The sequence below is a fragment of the Diaphorobacter sp. B2A2W2 genome (assembly GCF_056730635.1).
In genome coordinates this window covers 467767-491138 of sequence record NZ_JBWZOR010000001.1, presented here as the reverse complement: position 1 = coordinate 491138, position 23372 = coordinate 467767, and the positions used below count along the sequence as shown (strand labels likewise).

Annotated in this window: 26 protein-coding genes and 1 riboswitch; of the genes, 15 read left to right on the top strand and 11 right to left on the bottom strand. The window is 69.7% G+C overall.

Features of this window, described 5'->3' with window-relative positions:
• Nucleotides 1-29 precede the first annotated feature (29 nt).
• From gltS to AC1PPL_RS02230, 7 genes are all read left to right on the top strand, one after another.
• Nucleotides 30-1244, top strand: coding sequence for a sodium/glutamate symporter (gene gltS, locus AC1PPL_RS02260; protein WP_011805491.1), 1215 nt, complete (start codon nucleotides 30-32; stop codon nucleotides 1242-1244).
• Between the two features lie 28 nt (nucleotides 1245-1272).
• Nucleotides 1273-1509 (top strand): hypothetical protein, encoded by a 237-nt coding sequence (locus AC1PPL_RS02255; RefSeq protein ID WP_015913150.1) that lies wholly within the window; start codon nucleotides 1273-1275, stop codon nucleotides 1507-1509.
• 53 nt (nucleotides 1510-1562) lie between these two features.
• Complete coding sequence (gene tadA, locus AC1PPL_RS02250; protein ID WP_479972515.1) at nucleotides 1563-2648, top strand: tRNA adenosine(34) deaminase TadA; 1086 nt, start codon at nucleotides 1563-1565, stop codon at nucleotides 2646-2648.
• Entirely contained in the window at nucleotides 2641-3627 is a 987-nt protein-coding gene (locus AC1PPL_RS02245) for an LD-carboxypeptidase (protein WP_479972514.1), read from the top strand. The genes tadA and AC1PPL_RS02245 overlap by 8 nt, the downstream gene beginning before the upstream one ends.
• 90 nt (nucleotides 3628-3717) lie before the next feature.
• Nucleotides 3718-6228: a penicillin acylase family protein gene (locus AC1PPL_RS02240; RefSeq protein WP_479972513.1), complete on the top strand. Its 2511-nt coding sequence runs from the start codon at nucleotides 3718-3720 to the stop codon at nucleotides 6226-6228.
• Nucleotides 6229-6321: 93 nt separating this feature from the next.
• A complete protein-coding gene (locus tag AC1PPL_RS02235) occupies nucleotides 6322-6726 on the top strand; it encodes an OsmC family protein (protein WP_015913154.1) in 405 nt (134 codons plus the stop codon).
• Nucleotides 6723-7628 carry a pirin family protein gene (locus AC1PPL_RS02230; protein ID WP_479972512.1) on the top strand — a complete coding sequence of 302 codons (906 nt, stop codon included), beginning with the start codon at nucleotides 6723-6725 and terminating at the stop codon, nucleotides 7626-7628. The genes AC1PPL_RS02235 and AC1PPL_RS02230 overlap by 4 nt, the downstream gene beginning before the upstream one ends.
• Nucleotides 7629-7686: 58 nt before the next feature.
• On the opposite strand, the gene AC1PPL_RS02225 is transcribed toward AC1PPL_RS02230, so the two are convergent.
• Genes AC1PPL_RS02225 through AC1PPL_RS02215 form a run of 3 tightly spaced genes read right to left on the bottom strand, consistent with a single transcriptional unit; the run spans nucleotide 7687 to nucleotide 11138 of the window.
• The gene (locus tag AC1PPL_RS02225; RefSeq protein WP_015913156.1) at nucleotides 7687-8574 is read right to left on the bottom strand and encodes a MinD/ParA family protein; all 888 of its coding nucleotides are present in this window, start codon (nucleotides 8572-8574) and stop codon (nucleotides 7687-7689) included.
• 13 nt (nucleotides 8575-8587) lie between these two features.
• Entirely contained in the window at nucleotides 8588-9361 is a 774-nt protein-coding gene (locus AC1PPL_RS02220; protein ID WP_088886919.1) for a GGDEF domain-containing protein, read from the bottom strand.
• A gap of 34 nt (nucleotides 9362-9395) precedes the next feature.
• A complete protein-coding gene (locus AC1PPL_RS02215) occupies nucleotides 9396-11138 on the bottom strand; it encodes a SulP family inorganic anion transporter (RefSeq protein ID WP_287984654.1) in 1743 nt (580 codons plus the stop codon).
• A 137-nt stretch (nucleotides 11139-11275) separates the two neighbouring features.
• Between AC1PPL_RS02215 and AC1PPL_RS02210 the strand changes: the two genes are divergently transcribed.
• From AC1PPL_RS02210 to AC1PPL_RS02200, 3 genes are all read left to right on the top strand, one after another.
• Entirely contained in the window at nucleotides 11276-11728 is a 453-nt protein-coding gene (locus tag AC1PPL_RS02210) for a BON domain-containing protein (RefSeq protein ID WP_312130452.1), read from the top strand.
• Between the two features lie 33 nt (nucleotides 11729-11761).
• Nucleotides 11762-13009 carry a PLP-dependent transferase gene (locus AC1PPL_RS02205; RefSeq protein ID WP_479972511.1) on the top strand — a complete coding sequence of 416 codons (1248 nt, stop codon included), beginning with the start codon at nucleotides 11762-11764 and terminating at the stop codon, nucleotides 13007-13009.
• Between the two features lie 94 nt (nucleotides 13010-13103).
• On the top strand, nucleotides 13104-13940 hold the full coding sequence (locus AC1PPL_RS02200) for a DUF2189 domain-containing protein (RefSeq protein WP_479972510.1): 837 nt from the start codon (nucleotides 13104-13106) through the stop codon (nucleotides 13938-13940).
• Between the two features lie 15 nt (nucleotides 13941-13955).
• Here AC1PPL_RS02200 and AC1PPL_RS02195 read toward each other — a convergent pair whose 3' ends face one another.
• Nucleotides 13956-14603: an arylesterase gene (locus tag AC1PPL_RS02195; protein WP_479972596.1), complete on the bottom strand. Its 648-nt coding sequence runs from the start codon at nucleotides 14601-14603 to the stop codon at nucleotides 13956-13958.
• Between the two features lie 24 nt (nucleotides 14604-14627).
• Between AC1PPL_RS02195 and AC1PPL_RS02190 the strand changes: the two genes are divergently transcribed.
• Nucleotides 14628-15356 carry an ABC transporter ATP-binding protein gene (locus AC1PPL_RS02190; protein WP_047350314.1) on the top strand — a complete coding sequence of 243 codons (729 nt, stop codon included), beginning with the start codon at nucleotides 14628-14630 and terminating at the stop codon, nucleotides 15354-15356.
• A gap of 110 nt (nucleotides 15357-15466) precedes the next feature.
• Here the strand turns inward: AC1PPL_RS02190 and sstT are convergent, their stop codons facing one another.
• On the bottom strand, nucleotides 15467-16687 hold the full coding sequence (gene sstT, locus AC1PPL_RS02185; protein WP_479972509.1) for a serine/threonine transporter SstT: 1221 nt from the start codon (nucleotides 16685-16687) through the stop codon (nucleotides 15467-15469).
• Between the two features lie 228 nt (nucleotides 16688-16915).
• Here sstT and rlmB point away from each other — a divergent pair, with 228 nt between their 5' ends.
• Nucleotides 16916-17662, top strand: a complete 747-nt coding sequence (gene rlmB / locus AC1PPL_RS02180; protein WP_015913162.1) for a 23S rRNA (guanosine(2251)-2'-O)-methyltransferase RlmB — start codon at nucleotides 16916-16918, stop codon at nucleotides 17660-17662.
• A 20-nt stretch (nucleotides 17663-17682) separates the two neighbouring features.
• Here rlmB and AC1PPL_RS02175 read toward each other — a convergent pair whose 3' ends face one another.
• Genes AC1PPL_RS02175 through AC1PPL_RS02160 form a run of 4 tightly spaced genes read right to left on the bottom strand, consistent with a single transcriptional unit; the run spans nucleotide 17683 to nucleotide 19533 of the window.
• Nucleotides 17683-18168 carry a VOC family protein gene (locus tag AC1PPL_RS02175; RefSeq protein WP_479972508.1) on the bottom strand — a complete coding sequence of 162 codons (486 nt, stop codon included), beginning with the start codon at nucleotides 18166-18168 and terminating at the stop codon, nucleotides 17683-17685.
• 34 nt (nucleotides 18169-18202) lie between these two features.
• On the bottom strand, nucleotides 18203-18649 hold the full coding sequence (locus AC1PPL_RS02170) for an SRPBCC family protein (protein ID WP_312302119.1): 447 nt from the start codon (nucleotides 18647-18649) through the stop codon (nucleotides 18203-18205).
• Nucleotides 18650-18672: 23 nt separating this feature from the next.
• A complete protein-coding gene (locus tag AC1PPL_RS02165) occupies nucleotides 18673-19125 on the bottom strand; it encodes a VOC family protein (protein ID WP_479972507.1) in 453 nt (150 codons plus the stop codon).
• Between the two features lie 54 nt (nucleotides 19126-19179).
• Entirely contained in the window at nucleotides 19180-19533 is a 354-nt protein-coding gene (locus AC1PPL_RS02160) for a DUF1428 domain-containing protein (RefSeq protein ID WP_011805472.1), read from the bottom strand.
• 88 nt (nucleotides 19534-19621) lie between these two features.
• On the opposite strand from AC1PPL_RS02160, the gene AC1PPL_RS02155 reads away from it, so the two are divergent.
• The 3 genes from AC1PPL_RS02155 to ribB all read left to right on the top strand — a co-directional run bounded on the left by AC1PPL_RS02155 (nucleotide 19622) and on the right by ribB (nucleotide 22062).
• On the top strand, nucleotides 19622-20290 hold the full coding sequence (locus tag AC1PPL_RS02155) for a TetR/AcrR family transcriptional regulator (RefSeq protein WP_479972506.1): 669 nt from the start codon (nucleotides 19622-19624) through the stop codon (nucleotides 20288-20290).
• On the top strand, nucleotides 20287-21069 hold the full coding sequence (locus AC1PPL_RS02150; RefSeq protein ID WP_312302123.1) for an SIR2 family NAD-dependent protein deacylase: 783 nt from the start codon (nucleotides 20287-20289) through the stop codon (nucleotides 21067-21069). Before AC1PPL_RS02155 ends, AC1PPL_RS02150 begins: the two co-directional genes overlap by 4 nt.
• Nucleotides 21070-21072: 3 nt before the next feature.
• Nucleotides 21073-21262: riboswitch (FMN riboswitch) on the top strand.
• Nucleotides 21263-21390: 128 nt separating this feature from the next.
• Nucleotides 21391-22062 (top strand): 3,4-dihydroxy-2-butanone-4-phosphate synthase, encoded by a 672-nt coding sequence (ribB, locus tag AC1PPL_RS02145; protein WP_479972505.1) that lies wholly within the window; start codon nucleotides 21391-21393, stop codon nucleotides 22060-22062.
• A 7-nt stretch (nucleotides 22063-22069) separates the two neighbouring features.
• Here ribB and AC1PPL_RS02140 read toward each other — a convergent pair whose 3' ends face one another.
• Nucleotides 22070-22672: a chromate transporter gene (locus tag AC1PPL_RS02140; protein ID WP_011805468.1), complete on the bottom strand. Its 603-nt coding sequence runs from the start codon at nucleotides 22670-22672 to the stop codon at nucleotides 22070-22072.
• A 7-nt stretch (nucleotides 22673-22679) separates the two neighbouring features.
• Nucleotides 22680-23288, bottom strand: a complete 609-nt coding sequence (locus AC1PPL_RS02135) for a chromate transporter (RefSeq protein WP_103738715.1) — start codon at nucleotides 23286-23288, stop codon at nucleotides 22680-22682.
• Between the last annotated feature and the right edge of the window lie 84 nt (nucleotides 23289-23372).

The following is a 23372-nucleotide window of genomic DNA, read 5'->3' as shown; positions in this document are numbered from 1 at the left end:
CGCCGGCGTGGTTCTTCCTCTGAGATCACATGGATATACAGTTCAGCACCTACTACACCCTGATCTTCGCGGCCATCGTGCTGCTGGTGGGCAAGTTCCTCGTGCAGCGCATCCGCTGGCTGCGCGAATTCAACATTCCCGAACCCGTGGCGGGCGGCCTGGTGGCGGCGCTCATCTCCTGGGGGCTGAACGCCGCGTTCGACGTGCGTGCGTCGTTCGACACCGGCCTGCAGACCGCTTTCATGCTGGTGTTCTTCTCCTCCATCGGGCTGAGCGCCAACTTCCTCAAGCTGCGCGAGGGCGGCATGGGGCTGATCGTCTTCCTGCTGGTCGTGGTGGTGTTCATCGGCGTGCAGAACAGCGTGGGCGTGGCGCTGGCCACCGCGCTGGGGCTGGACCCGCTGATCGGCCTGATCGCGGGCTCCATCACTCTGGTGGGCGGGCACGGCACGGCCGGGGCCTGGGGCTCGGTGCTGGAAAACGACCATGGCATCCCTGGCGCCATCACCTTGGGCATTGCCTGTGCCACCTTCGGCCTGGTCATCGGCGGGCTGATCGGCGGGCCGCTGGCCAAATGGCTGATCCAGCGCCACGGGCTGAAGCACCCGCAGGGCACGGGCGATGCCGGCGCGCTGGAGGCGGGCACGCCCAACTTCGAGTTCCCGCACAAGACGCGCCTGATCACCGCGGACGCGGCCATCGAGACCATGGCCCTGTTTGCCGGCTGCCTGGCCTTTGCCGAGTTCATGAGCCAGTTGACGAAGGGCACGGCGCTGCAACTGCCCACCTTCGTGTGGGCGCTGGGCGGGGGCGTGCTGATCCGCAACGTGCTGGACTACGTCTTCAACTTCGAGGTGTTCGACCGCGCCATCGACGTGTTCGGCAACACCGGGCTGTCCGTCTACCTGGCGATCGCGCTGCTGTCTCTCAAGCTGTGGGAGCTGGCCGGGCTGGCGGGTCCGCTGGTCATCATCCTGGGCGTGCAGACGCTGGTCATGGCGGCCTACGCGGGCTTCGTTACCTTCCGCCTGATGGGAAGCAACTACGATGCGGCCGTGCTCTGTGCGGGGCATTGCGGCTTCGGCATGGGCGCCACGCCCACGGCGGTGGCCAACATGCAGGCCATTACCAACCAGTACGGCGCGTCGCACAAGGCTTTCCTGATCGTGCCCATGGTGGGCGCGTTCTTCATCGACCTGGTCAATGCCGTGGCCATCCAGGTCTTCATCAACGTGTTCGGCTAAGCGCCCACCACGGCGCGGAGGGCAGGCGGTGCGTACAGGATTCGGACTGATCGGGCTGCTGCTGGCCCTGGCCCTCGTGGCCGTGCTGGTCAAGAAGCAGATGGGCGCCACGCGCGTCGCCGTGCCGCCCGCCGTGCAGGGGCTGCCGGCGCCGGCGGAGGGCGCCGCCTCCACGGTGCGCGCGCAAAGCCAGCAGGTGCAGCAGCAGGTGAAGCAACAGATGGACGCACTGATGCAGCAGCCACGCACCCTGCCCGAAGATTGATGGCCAAAATGGCCTACAGCGCTTACCCATCAAGCGCGAGCAGCTACTGAAAGATGAGCGAATCCGACGACGCCCACTGGATGCGCGAGGCCATCGCCCAGGCGCGCGCCGCGCAGCACGCGGGCGAGGTGCCCGTCGGCGCCGTGCTGGTGCGCGATGGGCAGGTGATCGCCACCGGGCGCAATGCCCCCATCGCCGGGCACGACCCCACGGCGCATGCCGAGATGGCCGCGCTGCGCGCCGGCGCGGCGCAGCTCTCCAACTACCGGCTCGACGGCTGCACGCTCTACGTCACGCTGGAGCCGTGCGCCATGTGCAGCGGCGCCATGCTGCACGCGCGCCTGCCGCGCGTGGTCTACGGCGCGGCGGATGCCAAGACCGGCGCAGCGGGCTCGGTGGTCAACCTGTTCGCCGAGCCGCGTCTCAACCACCAGACCGCGGTGCAAGGCGGCGTGCTGGCCGATGAATGCGGTGCACTGCTCAGCGACTTCTTCCGCGACCGCCGCCGCGCCCAGCGGGCGCAGCAACTGGCCGCCCACCCGCTGCGCCAGGACGCGCTGCGCACGCCCGACGCCGCGTTCGCCCATCTGGACGGCCCCGCGCCGCATTACGTGAGCGATCTGCCCGCGCTGGCCGGCCTGCGCCTGCACTACCTGGACGAAGGCCCGCGCGACGCTGCCCGCACCTGGCTGCTACTGCATGCCAGCCCTGGCTGGAGCCATGGCTGGCAGCCCATGCTGGCGGCCTTCGCGCAGGCCGGCCACCGCGTGGTAGCGCCGGACCTGATCGGCTTCGGCCGCAGCGACAAACCCAAGAAAGAAGCCGCCCACCGCCTCGACTGGCATCGACAGGTGCTGGCCGAGCTGGTGCAGCGCCTGGCCTTGCGCGGCGTGGTGCAGGTGGCGCAGCCCAGTGCGCCGCTGCTGCCTGATGCGGCGCCGGCGCCCCTGGTGCGCGTGCTGCATGTGCGGGGTGGCGCGCCCTGCGACGCCGCGCCGTTCCCTGATGCCGGCCATCGCGCCGGGCCGCGCGCCTTCGCCCGTTTTGCCGATGCCGATGCCGCGCCGCTCCTCACCGTGCCGGACGCCAGCGCCGCCTCGGCGCTGCGCGCTATGGAATACTTCACCCGCTATGCCTAACCACCCCCACGACTGCGGCCACGATCACTGCGATCACCCTCACGGCCCCCGGCACATCTACATCTACTCCCCTTCCGGCGCGGTGCGCGACAAGGCCGCGTTCAAGCGCGGCATTGCCCGCCTGCAGGCCATGGGCCACGAGGTGGAGGTGGACCCGGACGCGCTCGCATCCCACACGCGGTTTGCCGGCGACGATGCCACGCGCCTGGCCGCCATCCACCGCGCGGCCGCCAGCGGCGCCGACGTGGCGCTGATCAGCCGCGGCGGCTACGGCCTCACGCGCATCCTGCCGGGCATCCAGTACAAGGCCGTGGCCAAGGCGGTGGAGCGCGGAACCCAGTTCGTGGGCGTGAGCGACTTCACGGCCCTCCAGTCCGCGCTGCTGGCCAAGACCGGCGCCACCACCTGGGCCGGCCCGGCGCTGGTGGGAGACCTGGGCGTGCCGGGCGAGCCCGACGACATCATGCTGGCCTGCCTGGACGATCTGCTCACCGGCCACGGCGAGGGCAGCGGCTGGCGCATGAACGCCGAGAAACCCCGCGCCGACGGCCAGCCCGCCGTGCGCGACATCTACGTGAAGAAGGCCACCCTGTGGGGCGGCAACCTGGCCGTGCTGTGTTCGCTGGTGGGCACGCCGTACTTCCCGCAGGTCAAGGGCGGCGTGCTGTTCCTGGAGGACGTGGGCGAACACCCTTACCGTGTCGAACGCCTGCTCACCCAGTTGCTGCACGCCGGCGTGCTGGCCCAGCAAAAGGCCGTGGTGCTGGGCCAGTTCAATGAATACAAGCTCACGCCGCACGACAAGGGCTTCAAGCTGCAGAGCGTGGTGGACTGGCTGCGCACGCAGATCAAGGCGCCCGTGCTCACCAACCTGCCGTTCGGCCATGTGCCCACCAAGGTGCTGCTGCCCGTGGGCGCGGAGGTGTCGCTGTCGGTCGAAGGGCGCGACGCGCTCATCTACTGGGGCCACGCCCACTGAGATGCTATTGATTTAAGAGCTGCTGGCGCTTGAAGGGTGGGCGCGATGGCAGGTTTCGGCTTGAAACGCCGCGACGGCGGGGGAGGCGGCATGGGCAGATTGCAACGCATCGGCGCGGGCGCCGTGGTGGCGCTGGTGGCAGCGCTGCTGCTGGCCGGCAGCGTGGCCGCGGTGTATGCACTGCGCAGCTTCCCGCAACTGGACGGGACACTGCGCGCCGCCGGGCTGCAGCACGCCGTGGCGGTGCGCCGCGACGAAGCCGACGTGACGCACATCGAGGCGCAGACCCCCTGGGACGCGTGGTTCGCCATGGGCTACGTGCATGCGCAGGAGCGCACCTGGCAACTGGAGTTCAACCGCCGGCTGATGCACGGCGAGCTGTCCGAGATCCTCGGCCCCGCCACGCTGGACACCGACAAGCTCATGCGCACGCTGGACATCATGGGTGCGGCGCGCCGCCAGTACGCCGCGCTGCCCGCGTTCGCGCGCGAGGCGCTGCAGGCCTACAGCCGGGGCATCCAGTCCTTCCACGCGGCGCGGACCCAGGCGCTGCCGCCGGAGTTTTTACTGCTGGGTGCGCGGCCCGGCGGTGCGCAGGGTGTGGCCTGGGCGCCTGAGGACAGTGTGGCCTGGGCGCTGATGATGGCGCTGGACCTGGGCGGCAACTGGGGCAACGAGTTCGCGCGCCTGTCGCTGGCGGCCACGCTACCCACCGAGCGGCTGTGGCAGCTCATGCCGCCCTATCCTGGCGAGGCGCCCGCGACGGCGGTGGACCTGCAGGCGCTGTACCGGTCGCTGGGCGTGTACCGCGCGCCGCAGGCGGCTGCACCGGCCCCGCAGGCCGATGCCGAGCCCGCAGGCGCAGGCGCGGCGCAGGCGCTGCAGGCCTGGTCGCAGGACTTCGTGGCAGGCCTGGGCACGCCGGGCGGGCGCGGCAGCAACAACTGGGTGCTGGACGGCACGCGCACGGCCAGCGGCCGGCCGCTGCTGGCCAACGACCCGCACCTGGGCCTGGGCGCGCCGGCGCTGTGGTACTTCGCGCACCTGAAGGCGCCGCAGGGCAGGGCGTCCGACGGCACGCCCGTCGCGGCCATTGACGTGATCGGCGCCACCTTGCCGGGCCTGCCCTTCGTGGTGCTGGGCCGCACGGCCGAGGTGGCCTGGGGCTTCACCAACACCGCGCCCGATGTGCAGGACCTGTACATCGAGGCCATCCACCCCGACGACCCCACGCGCTACCGCACGCCCGAGGGCTGGCAGGGCTTCGAGCAGCGCGAGCACGTGATCCGCGTGAAGGGCCGCCCCGACGTGCGCCACACCGTGCGCAGCACGCGCCATGGGCCGGTGATCAGCGATGCGCAGCCCGCGCTGCACGGCAGCGTGCTGGACCTGCGCCGGCATGTGATCGCGCTGCGCTGGAGTGCACTGGATGCCGACAACCACACCGTGCTGGCGGGCCTGCTGAGCAACCAGGCACGCTCGGTGGAGGAGCTCTTCGCAGGCATGGCGCACTACCACTCGCCCATGCAGAGCGTGGTGGCGGCGGACGTGCATGGCGCGATCCGCTTCCAGGCCTTTGGGCGCGTGCCCCTGCGTGCGGCCGGCAACGACCTGCGCGGTGTGGCCCCCGCGCCGGGCTGGGAGGCGCGCTACGACTGGCAGGGCTGGCTGCCCCTGGCGCAGACGCCGCAGGACGACGGCGGCGCGCGCGGCTGGATCGCCACGGCCAACCAGCGCATCACGGCGCCGGGCTATCCGCACTTCCTGACGCAGGACTGGGCCTTGCCCTACCGCTACCAACGCATAGAGCAGCAGCTGGAGGCACGGCGCCTGCACGACCTGCCGTCCCTGCGCGCGCTGCAGGGCGACACGGTGTCCCCCGCCGCGCTGCGCCTGTTGCCCCATTTGCTGGCGGCTCCGGTTTCGCAGCCGCTGGCGCGGCAGGCCCAGGCGCTGCTGCGCGGCTTTGACGGCGACATGCGCCCCGACCGCGCGGCGCCGCTCATCCTGTCGGTGTGGGCCGACGAGCTCACGCGCGCACTGGTCGTGCCCCGCGTGGGTGAGGAGCGCTTTGCCGCCACCTACGGCCGGCGGGACTTCCGCGCGGGCCTGGAAGGCATGCTGGAGCGCGGCGACACCTGGTGGTGCCCGCCCCACGGCTGCGCCGCCCATGCCGGCGCGGCGCTGGAGCGTACCGTGCAGCGCCTGGCCGCGCGCTATGGCAACCAGCCCGAGCGCTGGGCGTGGGGCGCGGCGCATCCGGCGCTTTCCGTGCACAAGCCGCTGGGCAGCGTGCCCGTGCTGTCGCGCTGGTTCAACGTGGGCGTGCCCTCGGGGGGCGATGCGTACAGCGTCAACGTGGGCCAGTACAACGCTGCGCAGCCCGTGGAGCCCTTCGCCAGCCGGCACGCGCCCTCGCTGCGCGCGCTGTACGACCTGCAGGACCCGGAGCGTTCGCTGTTCATTTACCAGACGGGCCAGAGCGGGCTGGTGTTCTCGCCGCGCTACGCCGACATGGCCCAGGCCTGGGCCGGCGGCGGCTACCGCCCCCTGCAGCGCCAGCCGCGCCGCTACGTGCACCAGTTGCAGCTGCGCCCCTAGATACCGGGCGGGCGCACGCCGCGGTGCCGCTTGTCACGCTTGTCACGCCTGTCGCATTACAGTGGCACGGACAACCCTGAAGGAGAGCCGTCCATGACCATCCAGTTGCAGCGCATCGAGGGCACCCCCATGGCCCAGCGCCTCACCATCCGCAGCCACGAATGGGTGGTGGACGGCACGGCCGCCGAAGGCGGCGACGACACCGGCCCCAACCCGCACGACCTGTACGACGCCGCGCTGGGCGGCTGCAAGGCGCTCACGCTGCTGTGGTACGCGCGGCGCAAGGGCTGGGACGTGCAGGACGTGCGCACTGTGGTGGAGCGTGATGCCTCGCAGGAGCGCAGCGGTACCTATCGCCTGGCCACACGGCTGCAAGTGCAGGGCGACTTGAGCGATGCGCAGATCGCCGAGCTGCAGGCCGCGATCGGCAAATGCCCCGTGCACAAGCTCATGACCCAGGTGACCACCGAGATCACCACCGTGGTGGAGCGCGCATGAGCGCCGGCGCCATTCCTGCGCAGGGCCCTCTGCGCCTGAGCGGGCACTTCAAGGACCTGGGCGGCGGCTTCACTGTGCGCCGCCTGCTGCCGGCGCTGCAGCGCCGGTCGGTGGGGCCCTTCGTGTTCTTCGACCACTTCGGCCCCGCGACGGTGGCGCCTGCATCCGCCTATGACGTACGGCCCCACCCGCACATCGGGCTGGCCACGGTCACCTACCTGTTCGAGGGCGCGATCCTGCACCGCGACAGTTTGGGTTCGCTGCAGCAGATCGAGCCCGGCGCCATCAACTGGATGACGGCGGGGCGCGGCATCGTGCATTCCGAGCGGCGCCCGCCCGCGCTCGCGCACAGCACTTATGTGAACCACGGTATCCAGCTCTGGGCGGCGCTGCCGCAGGCGCATGAGGACGTGCCGCCGCATTTCGCCCATACCCCTGCGGACCAGATTCCGGCCTACCAGCATGGCGGCGCAGCAGTGCGGGTGCTGATCGGCGCGGCCTTCGACTGCCAGTCGCCCGTGGCCACGTTTGCGCCCACGCTGCTGCTGGATGTGCAGCTGGAGCCGGGTTCTGCGCTGGACCTGCCCACGCTTGCCGACGAGATGGCGCTCTACACCGTGAGCGAGGGGCTGTGGCTGGACGCCGGGGCGTTGCCCGCGCAGACGCTGGCGCTGCTGGAGCCCGGCCGCTCCACCAGCGTGCGCGCGGGTAAGGCGGGGGCGCGGTGTGTGGTGATCGGCGGCGCCGCCCTGGACGGCCCGCGCCACATCTGGTGGAACTTCGTTTCCAGCCGCAAGGAGCGCATCGTGCAGGCCGCCGATGACTGGGATCGCGACGCCATGGGCCACATCCCGGGCGAGAGCGAACGCATTCCCCTGCCGCCGCGGAGGTTTCTGGGGTAAGTTATTGAAGGCAAAAGTGGCTGTAACGCTTGTTGGGCAAGCGCTAGCAGCTATTTTTTCAGGAGCGATTTGCGCCCGGTCCTTCGGGGGATGGCGTGAGCATCGTGGACTCCACCTTGTTCGCCAACTGGGCCACGGCCAGCGCGGCCGGGCAGCCGGGCATCTGCAGCATCAGCAACTGGCGGCGCATCACGGCGTCGCGCACCGAGGTGTCGGCGGGAATGTCCCCCACGTGGATCAGCCGCATGGGGCGGCCGGTGTCGGTGGTCACGAAGCGGTCCAGCACCTGCTGCAACTGCCCGGTGATGGCGCGTCCGTCCCCCGGACGTGCGGCCTGGTTCACCACCATGCGCACGTGCTGGCGCTTTTGCTGGGTGGCCAGCACCTTGATGGCGGCGTAGGCGTCGGTGAGCGACGTGGGCTCGGGCGTCGCGACGATGAGCACCTCGTGCGCCAGCGAGACGGAAAACAGCACCACGTCGGAGATGCCCGCGCCGGTGTCCAGCAGCACCACGTCAAAGCGGGGTGCCAGCGTGTGGATGACGTTGAGGAACTCGTTGCGCACCTCGGGCGTGAGGCGCGAGTACTCGACCATGCCGGAGCCGGCCAGCAGGACCGAAAAGCCGCCGGGTGCCTTGATCACGGCGTCTTCCAATTGGGCCTTGCCGGTAAAGACGTCGTGCAGCGTGACCTTGGGGTGCAGGTTCAGCACCACGTCCAGGTTGGCCAGGCCCAGGTCGGCATCCAGTACCAGCACGCGGTGCCCGCGGCGGGTGAGGGCGGCCGCCAGGTTGGCGGACACGAAGGTCTTGCCCACGCCGCCCTTGCCGCTGGTGATGGCGATGATGCGTGCGTTGGCAGGTGTGGTGGAGGGCACGGAAGCAGAAGCCGGCGCAGCGGCGCCGGCCGGTGGAGTCGTCGGGTTGGGGGACAGCGCGTCGTTCATCACTACTGGGCTTTCAATAGGCGCTGCCTGTGGATGGATCCAAAGGCGGGGGCAGGTCGCCCCATCCCGACGGAGTGTATAGCGGGCCGAACAGCAAACTCTTTTCTTCCGCAGTGACCGTGCTGTCGGGTTGTTCTTCAATGCTGATGCAGTTGCGGCCGCCGAGCTTGGCCTTGTACAGCTCGGCATCGGCCCGGTCGGCCCACAGGGCGGTGGTGCTGCGGATCCATTGCAGCGCGAAGGCGCCGCCGATGCTCACGGTGACGTTCAACGTGAGCGATGGCGAGATGCGCACGGGCGTGGCTTCGACCGCGCGGCGCACGCGTTCGGCGATCACCCGGCCAAAGCCGAACTGGCAGGCGGGCAGCACGATGGCGAATTCCTCGCCGCCGTAGCGGGCCACGGTGTCCATGGGGCGTACGCAGCTCTCCAGCGTACGCGCGACGGACTGCAGCACGATGTCGCCGGCCAGGTGGCCATGGCGGTCGTTGACCTGCTTGAAATGGTCGATGTCCAGCATCAGCAGCAGCGCGGCTTCGCCCGAGCGCGCGACCCGGTCGATCTCGCGCTCCAGCACCGCACGCACGTGGCGGCGGTTGGCCAGCCCGGTGAGCGGGTCCTTCAGCGAGAGTTCGCACAAGCCGTCGATGAGGTTCTGCAGGTACAGCAGCGGCGTCTGGCCCTGCAGGGACACTTCGGAACCCAACGACTGCGCCACCAGGGCATGGGCCGTGGCCAGACGCAGGTCGCGCAGAGAGACGGAAGCGGGGGACGCGGTGTTTGTCACAACCAGAAACAAATATCTATCGGCAGTGTAGCAGCTATAGCTTCGGTAGCGGCTGAGCTGGGCCACTTGTGTCGGACTGCGGCGCCGAGGCAGGGTTCCCGGCGTCGGGGGGAGCCAGCCTCTGCAGAGCCGCGATGGCCTCGGCGTCGGTGCGGTACAGCGCGAAGTTGGGTCCCGGCGCCAGCGCGCCTGCATTGTCCAGCGTGTGCTGTACCGGTAGCTTGATGCCGGTCACATGCAGCGTGCCGCCGTGGCTTTGCAGCAGCGCGCGCAGGCGGATGAAGGCCTCCACCCCCGTCACGTCGATGCGGTTGATGGGCAGCGCGAACAGGCACAGGTGGCGGATGGACGGGCGCTGGGCCAGCTCGTCGGTCACGCGGCGCTCCAGCGCATTGGCGGAGGCGAAGTCCAGCTCGGCATCCATGCGCAGGGCCAGCAGCTCTGGCGCCAGCGGGGGCAGCTGCCACAGGTGGCGGTCGCGCAGGCTGCCGTCGGGGTGCAGGCCCACCTCGATGATGCGCGGGTGCAGCCGTTGGTAGAGAAAGTGGCTCAGGTTCATGAGCAGGCCCACCAGCACGCCCCAGTACATGCGCGGTGCCGTGGCCAGCGTGAGGCCGAAGGTGACGAGGCCGATGGCCGTCTCCACGCGCGAGACGCGCCACAGGCGGAACATGCCGACGGGCTTGATGAGGCTGGTGACCGCTGTCACCACCACGGCGGCCAGCACCGGCTGTGGTACGTGGTACAGGGCCGGCGTGAGCCACAGCAGCGTTGCCAGCACCAGCACCAGCGCGAACAGCGTCGCCCAGCCGCTCTTGGCGCCTGCATACAGGTTGATGGCGGAGCGCGAGAACGACGCGCTGGTGGCAAAGCTGCCGCACAGGCCCGAACTGATCTTGGCCATGCCATGGGCGATCAGGTCCTGGTTCTCGTTCCAGCGGGTGCCGCCCTGGTGGTGCTCTACCTTGGCGCTGGAGGCGGTCTCCAGGAAGCTGACCAGCGTGACGACCATCACCGGCATCACCAGCGCGCCCATTTCTTCCCACGAGAGCCATCCCGGCCAGTACAGCGTCGGCAGGCCGGAGGGCAAGTGGCCGATCACGGCGCCGTCGGCATCGGCATAGCCCATGGCCCAGCTGATGAGTGCCGCCAGCGCGATCACCACGATGGCGGCCGGGAAGCTGGAGCGCCAGCGCCGCGCCAGCACCAGGCAGCCCAGGCTGCCCAGGCCGAACGCCAGCGCGCGCAGGTCGAAGTGGTGCAGCGACGGGCTGACCGCCAGTGCGCTCCAGCTGGTGCGAAGGCCCAACAGGTCGGGCAGTTGCGAGGCCAGGATCAGCAACGCCGCAGCCTGCGTGAAGCCGCCCAGCACCGGCGAGGTCACCAGGTTGAGCAGCCAGCCGAAACGCACCACGCCCAGCAGCAGCTGCAGCAGGCCCGACAGCAGGGCCATCCACACCGCCAGCGTGACCCAATGGGCGCTGCCGGGCTCGGCCAGCCCGGTGATCGACGCGCCGATGAGCAGGCTGGTGAGCGCCGTGGGCCCGACGCCGAGGCGGGTGGATGAGCTCCACAGCACGGCCACCAGTGCCGGCACCAGCGATGCGTAGATCCCCGTCACCAGCGGCATGCCGGCCAGCGCGGCGTACGCCACGCCCTGCGGCACCAGCATCAGCCCGACGGTCATGCCGGCCCAGAACTCGCCCTGCAGCAGCGCGGATGTCGGGCGGGGCCAGGAGAGAAAGGGAAACCAGCGATGCAGCAAGGATGAGGACATGGGCCGATTGTCCAGGCTTGCGTCGGCACGTGCCTTAAAGCCGCTGTTGTCCTACTGCGGTTTCGGTCCTCTCCGACCGGCTCGGCAGCCAGTGCTTTCTACAGTGGACCGCGTACCCACTGGAAGGAGATATGCCCATGACACCCCCTCTTTTTCGAGCGTCGCGCTGGACCGTTTTCGCCGCTGCCGCTGCCCTGGCCGCCGGGCTGAGTGCTTGCAACAAGGCCGAGGAACCCACGGCCGGGCAACGCCTGGATTCCGCCATCAACAAGACCGAGCAGGCGGCCCAGGATGCCAAGCAAAAAATGGAATCCGCGGCGCAGGAAGCCGGGCAGGCTTCACGCAACGCCACGGCCGACGCAGCCGCCCTTATGGACGATGCCGGCATCACCACCAAGGTGAACGCGGGCCTGGCGCAAGACCCGGACCTCAGCGCCATCAAGATCGACGTGGACACCCGTGCGGGCGTCGTCACGCTCAATGGCCCCGTGAAAAGCGAGCAGGCCCGTGACCGCGCCAGCCAGATCGCGCAGGCCGTACCGGGCGTGACCTCGGTGGTCAACAACCTCACCATCTCCAGCGGCGGCTGAGCCTGGGCGGGGGACAGGCTCTACCATCGGCGCATGAAGCAGCCCTCCACACCCGACCTGTCCACCCGCCTCATTCACCACGAGTACACACCGCCGCAGGGTTTCCATGCCCCGCAGCCAGCGGTGCACAAGGCGTCCACCGTCATCTTCCCCAACGTCGCCGCAATGCGCGCGCGCGAGTGGAAGGACAAGAGCAGCTACACCTACGGGCTGCACGGCACGCCCACGACCTACCAGCTGGAAGAGCGCCTGGCCACGCTGGAAGGCGGGCTGCAGTGCCTGCTGGTGCCCAGCGGATTGGCAGCCATTTCCACCGTATCGCTGGCGCTGCTGCACCAGGGCGACGAGGTGCTGATCCCGGACAACGCCTACGGTCCCAACAAGGCACTGGCCGAGGTGGAGTTGCGCCACTACGGCATCCGCCACCGTATCTATGACCCCTTGGACCCGGCGGACCTCGCATCCAAAATCACCGACGCCACGCGGCTGGTGTGGCTGGAGGCGCCGGGCTCCGTGACGTTGGAGTTCCCCGACCTGGTGGAGCAGGTGCGCATCTGCCGCGCACGCGGTGTGGCTACGGTGCTGGACAACACCTGGGGCGCGGGCCTGGCTTTCGCGCCCTTCGATCTGCTGGGCCATGGCGCGGGTGCCGAGGGCGCGCTGGGCGTGGACGTATCCGTGCATGCGCTCACCAAGTACCCCAGCGGCGGCGGCGATGTGCTGATGGGCAGCATCACCACCCGCGACGATGGGCTGCACCTGCGCATCAAGCTCACGCACATGCGGCTCGGGCTGGGGGTGGGAGCGAACGACGTGGAAGCGGTCTTGCGGGCGCTGCCCAGCATGGCGCTGCGCTACCACGCGCACGATGCGGCCGCGCGCGACCTGGCGCAGTGGATGGGCTTGCAACCCGCGGTGGCCCAGGTGCTGCACCCGGCGCTGCCCGGATCGCCCGGCCATGCGCAGTGGAAGGCGCTGTGCGGCGCAGCCAATGGCGGGCAGGGCGCTGCCGCCGGCCTCTTCAGCGTGGTCATTGACGCATGCCACAGCCAGGCGCAGGTGGATGCCTTTTGCGACGGCCTGCGCCTGTTCAAGCTGGGCTACAGCTGGGGCGGGCCGATGAGCCTGGTGGTGCCCTACGACCTGCCCAGCATGCGCACGGGCGCCACCGCGCATCTGCGGCCCGGCACCGTGGTGCGCTTCTCCGTGGGGCTGGAGGCCGTGGACGACCTGCGTGCCGACCTGGCGCAGGCGATGCACCAGGCCTTTGGAGCTGCCTGATGCGTTGGCGGCTGGCGCGGCGAGGGTGGTAGTTTCCTTGATGGTGGTCAGGCAGTCAGGTGGTTAAGGTGGCAGCAACGCCACTGCCGCAGCGATGCCGACCGCCATGTCTGATTCTTCCGCGCCAGTCACCTCCGCGCCGGTGTCCGCACCGGTGACTCTCAACCCCTTGCGCTGGCCGGACCCGCTGCGTTGGCTCGTGCTGGGGGCGCGCGACATGATGGCCGCGCCCGGCGTGGCGCTGTTCTACGGTACGTGGTTCTGGGGCATGGCACTCCTGCTGGGCTGGGTGTTTCAGGCGCGGCCGGAATACACCATGTCGTTTGCCAGCGGCTGCCTGCTGATGGGCCCCTTCCTGGCCATGGGGCTGTACGACACCAGCCGCCGGCGCGAACAGGGATTGGCACCCGATCTGGGCGAATCGCTGACCTGCTGGGACCGCCACCTGGGCAGCATGGGCATGCTGGTACTCGTACTTGTGGTGCTGGAACTGCTGTGGGGCCGCGCGTCGCTCGTGGTGTTTGCCGTGTTCTTCAACACCGGCATGCCGTCCACCACGGGGGTGGTGCAGGCGGTGTTCAACCCGAGCAACTGGCAGTTCGTCGCCGTGTACCTGCTGGTGGGCAGTGTGTTCGCGGCCCTGGTGTTCTCCAGCATGGTGGTGTCCATTCCGATGATTCTGGACCGCGACACCGATGCGCTCACGGCCGGCATTGCGAGCATGCGGGTGGTGGTGGAAAACCCCGGCGTGATGCTGATGTGGGGCCTGCTCATCACGGCGCTGGTGGCGTTGTCGCTGTTCGCCTGGGGCGCGGGCTTGCTGGTGGTGGGGCCGGTGCTGGGGCATGCCAGTTGGCATGCCTACCGCGCGGCGGTGGCGGCGCCCACTGCGCCCCTTGCGCCCGCGCAGGCGTCGCAGAGCGCCGGCTGATTCTCTGACGATGGTTTACAGCAAGGCGCGCAGCGCGGGCCACACGTTGTCCAGCATGCGCGGGTGCGCCTGGGCCGTGGGGTGGATGCGGTCGGGCTGGAACAGCGCCGTGGGATCGGGCCCATCGGCCACGCCCTTGAGCAGGAAGGGCACGAGCGCTGCCTTGCGCTCCTGGGCCACGTTCTCGAAGACCTCGGCGAACTGCCGGGTGTAGTTGGCACCGTAGTTAGGCGGCACCTGCACACCCACCAGCAGCACGCGCGCGCCCGCGGCCTGGGCCTGTTCGGTCATCCACGCCAGGTTGCCCTGGGTGCTGGCCAGCGGCAGGCCGCGCAAGGCGTCGTTGCCGCCGAGTTCGATCACCACATGCGTGGGCTGGTGCTGCCGGAGCAGTGCGGCCAGCCGCGCACGGCCGCCGGCGGTGGTGTCGCCGCTCACGCTGGCGTTGATCACCGTGGCGGGGATCTTCTCCTGCGCCAGCCGCTTGTCCAGCAGCGCCACCCAGCCGGTGCCGCGCGGCAGGCCATATTCGGCGCTGAGCGAGTCGCCCACCACCAGGATCACGGGGGCGCGGGTGGGCTTCTTGCCACCGGACTGCGCAAGGGCGGGCGCCGCGCCCCACAGGGCCAGGGCGCCCGCCACGATAAAGTCACGCCGAACCATATGCTTCACTGCCGAGAACCTTTCATGTCCGAAACCTCCGCCGCCACGGCCCCTGCCGCTTCCAATGACCGCATGCCGCCCGAATCCATCATCGCGGTGGAGCATGTGTCCAAGTCCGTCACGGACTCCACGGGTACGCTGGAGATTTTGCGGGATATCGATTTCCGCCTGGCGCCGCGGGAGACTGCGGCCATCGTGGGCGCGTCGGGCTCGGGCAAGAGCACGCTGCTGTCCATCATCGCCGGCCTGGACACGCCCACGCGCGGCACGGTGCGGCTGGGTGGGCAGGACCTGTTCGCACTGGACGAGGATGACCGCGCCGCACTGCGCGCGCGGCAGGTGGGCTTCGTGTTCCAGAGCTTTCAGCTCATGGGCAACCTCACGGCGCTGGAGAACGTGATGCTGCCGCTGGAGTTGGCTGGCATCCGCGATGCACGCCGCCGCGCGACCGACATGCTGGAGCGCGTCGGCCTGGGCCAGCGCCTGACGCACTATCCCAAGGTGCTGTCGGGCGGCGAGCAGCAGCGCGTGGCGCTGGCGCGCGCCTTCGTGGTGGAGCCCGCCGTGCTGCTGGCCGACGAGCCCACGGGCAGCCTGGACTTCGCCACGGGCGAGACCATCATGGAACTGATGCTGGCCCTCAACCGCGAGCAGGGCACCACGCTGGTGCTGGTCACGCACGACCGCGGCATTGCCGCGCGCTGCGACCGGCGCATCACCATTGAGGCCGGACGGCTGGTCGATAACTCCTGAAAGAATAGCTGCCAGCGCTTGATGCTAGCTGGTTTCCAATGAATTCCATCTTGAAATCCATGCGCAGCAAGCGCTGGCAGCTCTCGTATCGATAGCGAGCTGGTGGTGAATCAGACCTGCGCCTTGCGCTCCTGTGCCAGGCAGGCGGCGGCGGTGAAGATCACGTCGGTGGAGGAATTCAGCGCCGTCTCGGCCGAATCCTGCAGGATGCCAATGATGAAGCCGATGGCCACTACCTGCATCGCCACGTCGTTGCCGATGCCGAAGAGGCTGCACGCCAGCGGAATCAGGAGCAGCGAGCCGCCGGCCACGCCCGATGCGCCGCAGGCGCACAGCGACGCAACCACGCACAGCAGCAGCGCGGTCGGCAGGTCTACCTGGACGCCCAGGGTGTTGGCCGCGGCCAGCGACAGCACGCTGATGGTGATGGCCGCGCCGGCCATGTTGATGGTGGCGCCCAGCGGAATGGCGATGCTGTAGGTGTCCTCGTTCAGGCGCAGGCGCTTGGCCAGGGCCAGGTTGATCGGGATGTTGGCGGCCGAGCTGCGCGTGAAGAACGCCGTTACGCCGCTCTCGCGCAGGCACATCAGCACCAGCGGATAGGGGTTGCGGCGGATCGCCACGTACACGATCAGCGGGTTGACCACCAGCGCCACGAACAGCATGCAGCCCAGCAGCACGGCCAGCAGTTGGGCATAACCCCACAGCGCCTGCGCGCCGGCTTCCGCAAAGGTGCTGGCAACCAGGCCCAGGATACCCAGGGGCGCCAGGCGGATCACCAGCTGGATCACCTGCGTCACGGCCGCGGCGCCGTCCTGCAGCATGGCGCGCGTGCCCGCGCTGGCGTGGCGCAGCGCCAGGCCCAGCGCAATGGCCCAGGCCAGGATGCCGATGTAGTTGGCCTCCAGCAGCGCCTTGACCGGGTTTTCGACCACGCTCTTGAGCACGTTCATCAGCACCTCGGACACCGACCCCGGCCCCGCGGCGGCCTGTGCGGGCGCCTGCAGCGTGAGCGTGCTGGGAAACCACATGCTGGCCACCACACCCACGGTGGCCGCGGCCAGCGTGCCCACCGCGTACAGCACCAGCACCGGGCGGATGTGCGTGGTCTCGCCCGGCGTGTGGTTGCTGATGGCGGCCATCACCAGCACGAACACCAGCACCGGCGCCACCGCCTTCAGGGCCGAGATGAACAACGCGCCCAGAATGGACAGGTGGGGCGTGGCGGCGGGCCATACAGCCGCCAGCACAATGCCGATGACCACGGCGATGGCGATCTGGGTGACCAGGCTCGTGCGCTGCACCCAGCGCAACAGGGGAGAGAGGATCATGATCTGAACAGAAGGAGGGCCTGAGCCGCTGCGCAGGCCGCGCAGCGCGGCGCCTTGTGGCAGGCGCGGCCGCCACAGGGACGGCCATGAAGGCGGTCAGGCAAGCGGCGCCGCTTGTGGCAGCGGCCCGTTTGTCAAGGGAAGAAACGCGGATTTTAGCGGCTGCCCGGCGGTGGCCTGCGCCGCGCCACGGTGCCAGTGGGGTCGCTGGCGGGATAATCGCCACCCATGTCCTCCCCCAAAGTCCTCTTCGGCTTTCACGCCGTGGGCGTGCGCCTGAAGACCGCGCCGCAAAGCATCATCGAGATCTATTACGAGCCCACGCGCCGCGACGCGCGCATGCGCCAGTTCCTGGAGCGCGCACGCGAGGCGGGGGCGCGCCTGATCGAAGCCGACGGCCTGCGCCTGGCCAAGCTGGCCGGCAGCCATGGCCACCAGGGCGTGGCTGCGCGGGTCGAGGCCGTGGCGCAGGTGCGCACACTGGACGAGCTGCTGGACGAGCTGGAGGCCCGTGGCGTGAAAAATCCGCTGCTGCTGGTGCTGGACGGCGTGACCGACCCGCACAACCTGGGCGCCTGCCTGCGCGTGGCCGATGGCGCGGGCGCGCATGCGGTGATCGCTCCCAAGGACCATGCGGTGGGCATCAACGCCACCGTGGCCAAGGTGGCCAGCGGCGCGGCCGAGACGGTGCCGTACTTCATGGTCACGAACCTGGCGCGCACGCTGAACGAGCTCAAGGAGCGCAACATCTGGGTCATCGGCACCAGTGGCGATGCCGACAAGACGCTGTATCAAGTGGACCTGAAAGGCCCGGTCGCCCTGGTGCTGGGCGCCGAGGGCCCGGGCATGCGCCAACTCACGCGCAAGACCTGCGACGAACTGGTGGGCATCCCCATGCAGGGCGCTGTCGAGAGCCTGAACGTGTCGGTGGCCAGCGCGGTGTGCCTGTACGAGGCGCTGCGCCAGCGCGCCTGAACGCGGAAGGCGCCCGGCCCCTAGCCGCGGCGCGCCGCCTCGATGGCGGCAATGTCGATCTTGCGCATCTGCATCATCGCGTCGAAAGCGCGCTTGGCTGCGGCGCGGTCGGGGTCGGTCACCGCGCGGGTCAGGGCCACGGGCGTGATCTGCCAGGACAGGCCCCATCGGTCCTTGCACCAGCCGCAGTCGCTTTCCTGGCCGCCGTTGTTCACGATGGCATTCCAGTAGCGGTCGGTTTCTGCCTGGTCGGCGGTCGCCACCTGGAACGAGAAAGCCTCGCTGTGCTTGAAGGCCGGGCCGCCGTTGAGCCCCAGGCAGGGGATGCCCAGCACCGTGAACTCGACCATCAGCACATCGCCCTCGTGGCCTGACGGAAAGTCCCCCGGCGCGCGGTGCAGCGCGCTCACGGATGAGTCGGGAAAGGTTGTCGCGTAGAACCGCGCGGCTTCTTCGGCAGTGCCGTCGAACCACAGGCAGACGGTGTTTTTGGCGGGTTGCGTCATGGGGTGCTCCTGCTGAGTCGGGACTGCTGGGCCTTTAACCCGGGATGTCAGGCTCCACCAGCGCGGCCAGCTGGGTGAGAGATTCCTGCCAGCCCAGGTAGCACATTTCCAGCGGAATGGCCTGCGGAATGCCGGCCTGGGTGATGCTCAGCTCGGTGCCGCAGCTCACGGGCGTGAGCCGGACGGTGACCTCCAGCGTGCCGGGCAGGTTCGGGTCGTCGAACCGGTCGGTGTAGCGGATGAGCTCCCCCGGCACCAGCTCCAGGTATTCGCCGCCGAAGGCGTGCGACTGGCCCGAGCCGAAGTTGTGGAACGACATGCGGAAGGTGCCCCCCACGCGGGCGTCGAGTTGTTGCACCCTGCAGGTAAACCCGTGGGGCGGCAGCCATTTGGCCATGGCGTCGCCCTCCAGGAAGGCGCGATACAGCTTGTGCGGCGTGGTGCGCAGCACCCGGTGCAAACGAACGGTGCGGTCGGACATACGGCCTCCTTGTGTGTGGGGCATCAGGCCTGTGCCGTCACGTTGACCATCCACGGCGTGCCGAAGCGGTCGCGCGCCATGCCGAAGCCGGGCGACCAGAAGGTCGCGGCAAATGGCATCACGGTCTCGCCGCCGGCGCTGAGCGCATCGAACAGGCGGCGCCCCTCAGCCGCGTCGGCGGCCTGGATCGACACCCAAAGGCCCTGCGGCAGTTGGTAGCCGCCACCACAGGCATTCGGGTCCTGCCCGGGAATGGCCGGCATGGTGTCCGATCCCATCAACGACTGGTCCTTGATCTGCAGCTGCACATGCATGATGCGGCTCTTGGCTGCCTCGGGCAGCGGGGGCATGTTTTCGGAGGGAGGTATCTCCCCAAAGGTGCTCTGGTGGACGATGGTGCCGCCGAACAGCTTGGCGTAGAAGGCAAATGCCTCGGCACAGTTGCCGTCGAAGTTGAGGTAGGGCGTGAACTGCATGGTGTCTCCTTGGGGTGGTTTGAGGGGAGTAGACGGGGAAGAGGTGCGCGCCGTTTACGCGTGGACCAGCACGCGAAACCCGCCATAAATCACACGCTGGCCATCGAAAGGCATGTCCTTGGGGCAGAGCGGGTCGTCCATGACGGCCTGCATGCCGGCATCGCGTACCGCGCGCGAGGGCCACACGACCCAGGAAAAGACCACGGTCTCGTCGTCCTTGCGCTGCACGGCCAGGGGCATGGAGGTGAGCTTGCCCTCGGGCACGTCGTCGCCCCAGCATTCCACGATCTCCAGGGCGCCGTGCTTCTTGAAGATCTGCGCGGCCTCGCTGGCGTGCTGGCGAAAGGTCTCCTTGTTGGCAGTGGGGACGGCAAGCACGAAGCCGTCGATGTAGCTGTCGGGTTCCATGGCGCAACTCCTTTGTGGACAATGTACACTTGCAGTGTATTCGGGCTGCGTCGATAAATGTGGACGGTGTATCTGTAAAAACTCGTAAATGCCGAATGAAGACCTGAGCCCCGTGCGTGCCACGTACCGCCATGGGGATTTGAAGCGCGCGCTGCTGGACGCCGGTGTGGCGCTGGCGCGCGAAGGCGGCCCTGCCGCGGTGGTGCTGCGCGAAGCCACGCGCCGTGCCGGTGTGGTGCCCAATGCGGCGTACCGGCATTTTCAGAACCACCAGGCGCTGCTGGAAGCCGTGCGCGCGGTGGCGCTGTCGGAACTGGCGCGCGCGATCGAGGCCGAGATCCATGCCACGCGTCGGCTGCGCGATCCGCGCCAGCGTGCACGCGCCGCGTTCCGCGGCGTGGGCCTGGGCTATCTGCGCTTTGCGCGGCACGAGCCGGGCCTGTTCCGCACCGCTTTCGTGGCGCGGCCCTTTGATGTGGACGAGCGCGCGCCGGACGATGATGCGGCGCGCGGGGCCAGCGGCATGGATCCGTTCGAACTGCTGGGGCACACCATCGACGGCATGGTGCAGGCCGGTCTGCTGCCACCCGCACGCCGCCCGGGCGCCGAGTTCATGGCCTGGTCCGCCGTGCATGGCATGGCGATGCTGATGCTGGACGGCCCTTTGCGCGGCCTGGACGAGGCTGGCTGCCAGGCGCTGGCCGAGCGACTGGTCGCCATGGTCGAGCAGGGCCTGCTGGCCGAGGCCGCGGCATGACGGACGATGCCGGAACCTCCGGCCCCTGCACCCCGCTGGACGAGGTGCGGGCGTGGGTGCGCGATGCGCGCCGCATCGCGGTGCTGACAGGCGCAGGCATCAGCGCCGAGTCGGGCGTCCCCACGTTCCGGGATGCGCAGACGGGCTATTGGGCGCAGTTCAACCCCATGGAGATGGCCAGCGAGACCGGCTTCAGGGCCCAGCCCGCGCGGGTGTGGGACTGGTACGCCCACCGCCGCGGCTTGCTCGCGGGCGTGCAGCCCAACGCGGGCCACCGGGCGCTGGCGGCGTTTGCGCAGCACGGGCGCGGGCGGCTGACGCTCATCACCCAGAACGTGGACGGCCTGCACCAGCGCGCCGGCAGCCCGGATGTGCTGTGCCTGCATGGTGACCTGACGGCCGACCGCTGGCTCGACCGTCCGCGTGCCTGCTGCGATCTGGCCCACGCCGCGCCCGGCCACCCGCCGCGCTGTCCCACCTGCGGCAACCTGGTACGCCCTGGCGTGGTCTGGTTCGGCGAGGCCTTGCCGCTGCCGGTGCTGGCCGCGGCGCAGCAGGCGGCGCAGTCCTGCGAGCTGATGCTGGTGGTGGGCACCGCGGGCGCCGTGTACCCGGCCGCAGGGCTGGCGCACCAGGCGCGCCATGCCGGTGCGCGCGTGGTGGTGGTCAACACCGCGGCCAGCGAGCTGGACGGTATCGCCCACGCCGTGCTGCGTGGTTCGGCGGCGCGTTTGCTGCCATTGCTGCTGGACGGGCCGCCGATGGTTGAGGCGCCATAATCGGCAGGTCTTCAGGGCGGGGTGGAATTCCCCACCGGCGGTAGGCGGCGCATGGAGGTTTTCTTGCACCGCGAGCCCGCGAGCGCCCCGGTTGCCATCAGTGCAACCGGGGGTCAGCAGACCCGGTGCGGGGCGGCGCAGGCCACTCCCAGTCCGGGGCCGACGGTCATAGTCCGGATGAAAGAAGACGTGCCGCGACCGGGGCCCAGCGCCCTGGGCGCGGCCGTGTGCTTCGCGCGTGCCGGGCCCCGGGCCCATGGCGCGCGTGGGTGCTTCTTGCATGCCTTGAGGCGTTTCTTCATTTCAACCGAGGAGCGTTTCATGTCTTTTCCCGCCACTTTCTTGTCCGCCTCTGGCGATCTCCCACAGGAGGTCACGCTCGCGCCCCTGCCCGCGGTGATCGCCGCGATCGCGGCCGGCCGCCCGGTGCTGGTGCTCGATGACGCCGACCGCGAAAACGAAGCCGACCTGGTCTGCGCCGCCGCCAACATGACCGAGGCCACCATGGCGCTCATGATCCGTGAGGGCAGCGGCATCGTTTGCCTGTGCCTGACGTCCGCGCATGCCAAGGCGCTGGGGCTGCGGCCCATGGTGGAGGTGAACCGCTCGGCGTTCTCCACCGCGTTCACCCAGTCCATCGAGGCCGCGCATGGCGTGAGTACCGGCGTGTCGGCGGCCGACCGCCTGCAGACCGTGCGATGCGCCCTGCGCATTCCGGCGCCGGGGTGCGCGCCCGAGGTCGTAAGCCCGGGCCACGTGTTCCCACTGGTGGCACGCGCGGGCGGGGTGCTGGAGCGTGACGGCCATACCGAGTCGGCCGTGGACCTGGCCGTGCTGGCCGGCCTGCCGCCTGCGGGCGTGCTGTGCGAGCTCATGAACCCCGACGGCAGCATGGCGCGCGGCGCACAGGTGGCCCGCTTTGCCCGTGCGCATGGCTTGCTGTGCACCACGGTGCGGGCGCTGGCGGACTACCGTCGCGCGCGCCAGCCCTGACACCGCGCTAGACCCAGCCGAACGCGCCCAGCAACGCCCCCGCGCCCAGCAGCCATAGCAGGTGGATGCGCGTGCGCCACACCAGCAGGGTGGTGGCCGCGCTCAGCAGCCACAGTGGCCAGTCTTGCGCGGGCTCGCCATGGGCGCTGCCCAGCACCCAGGCCGTGGCCAGCAGCAGGCCGATCACCAGTGGTGCCATGCCTTGCTTGAAGGCGCGCACCGAGCGGCGCTCGCGGTTGCGGTGTGCCCAGCGCGTGGCGGCCCAGGTCAGCAGGCTGCTGGGCAGCAGCACCCCCAGCATGCAGACCGCCACGCCCACCGCGCCGAAGGCCCAGGCCGCATGCGTGCCGGTGCCGGCCGCGTTCAGGCCCACGTTCCAGCCCAGCAGGGCGATGAACAGTACGTTGGGCCCGGGAGCCGACTGTGCGATGACGATGGAGGTGTTGAACTGCACCTCGGTCAGCCAACCCTGGCGCTCCACCAGGAAGCGGTGCATGTCCGGTGCGGTGGCGATGGCGCCGCCCACGGCCAGCAGCGACAGCGACAGGTAGTACAGGAACAGGTTCAGCCAGTCCAGCGGCTGCAGGTGCAAGGTCAGCGGTGCGGCCATGGCTGCGTCAGTGCCCCGCGGGAGCGAGCTTGCGCCAGGTGAGGGCGCAGGCCGCGCCGCCCACCACGGGCAGCACCCAGGCCAGCGGCAGGCGCAGGACGCTCATGGCGACGAAGGTGGCGGCCGCGATGGCGCCGCAGGCCCAGGGCCCCAGCGGGTGCTTGCGCAGCGATGCGGCCAGGCGGCAGCCCACGCCCGCCACCAGGCCTGCGGCCACGGCGCCCATGCCGCGCAGAGCGCCGGCCACCATGGGCTGGTCGGCAAAGCCGGCATAGACCACGGCCAGCACCACCACCAGCAGCATCGGCAGCAACAGCATGCCCGCCACGGCCACCAGCGCGCCGCGCAGGCCGAAGTAGCGGTCGCCCACCATGATGGACAGGTTCACCACATTCGGGCCCGGCAGGATCTGCGCGGCGGCCCAGTCCTCGACGAACTGCTCGTTGCTCATCCAGCGGCGGCGTTCCACCAGCTCGCGCTGCACCACGGCCAGCACGCCGCCAAAGCCCTGCAGCGCCAGCCAGGTGAAGGCCCAGAACAGCTCCCGCAGGCTGTGCGGGCGTGGGTGGTCGTCCTCGGCGGTTCTGGCGGGTGATTCGGGGATGTGGGGGTGCATGGCGGGGCGGCGAAGCTGCGCATCGTACGCGTGCCGCGCGGCGGCCGTGCCGGCCTCGCCATCGCCAAACGCGATGCGGCCATC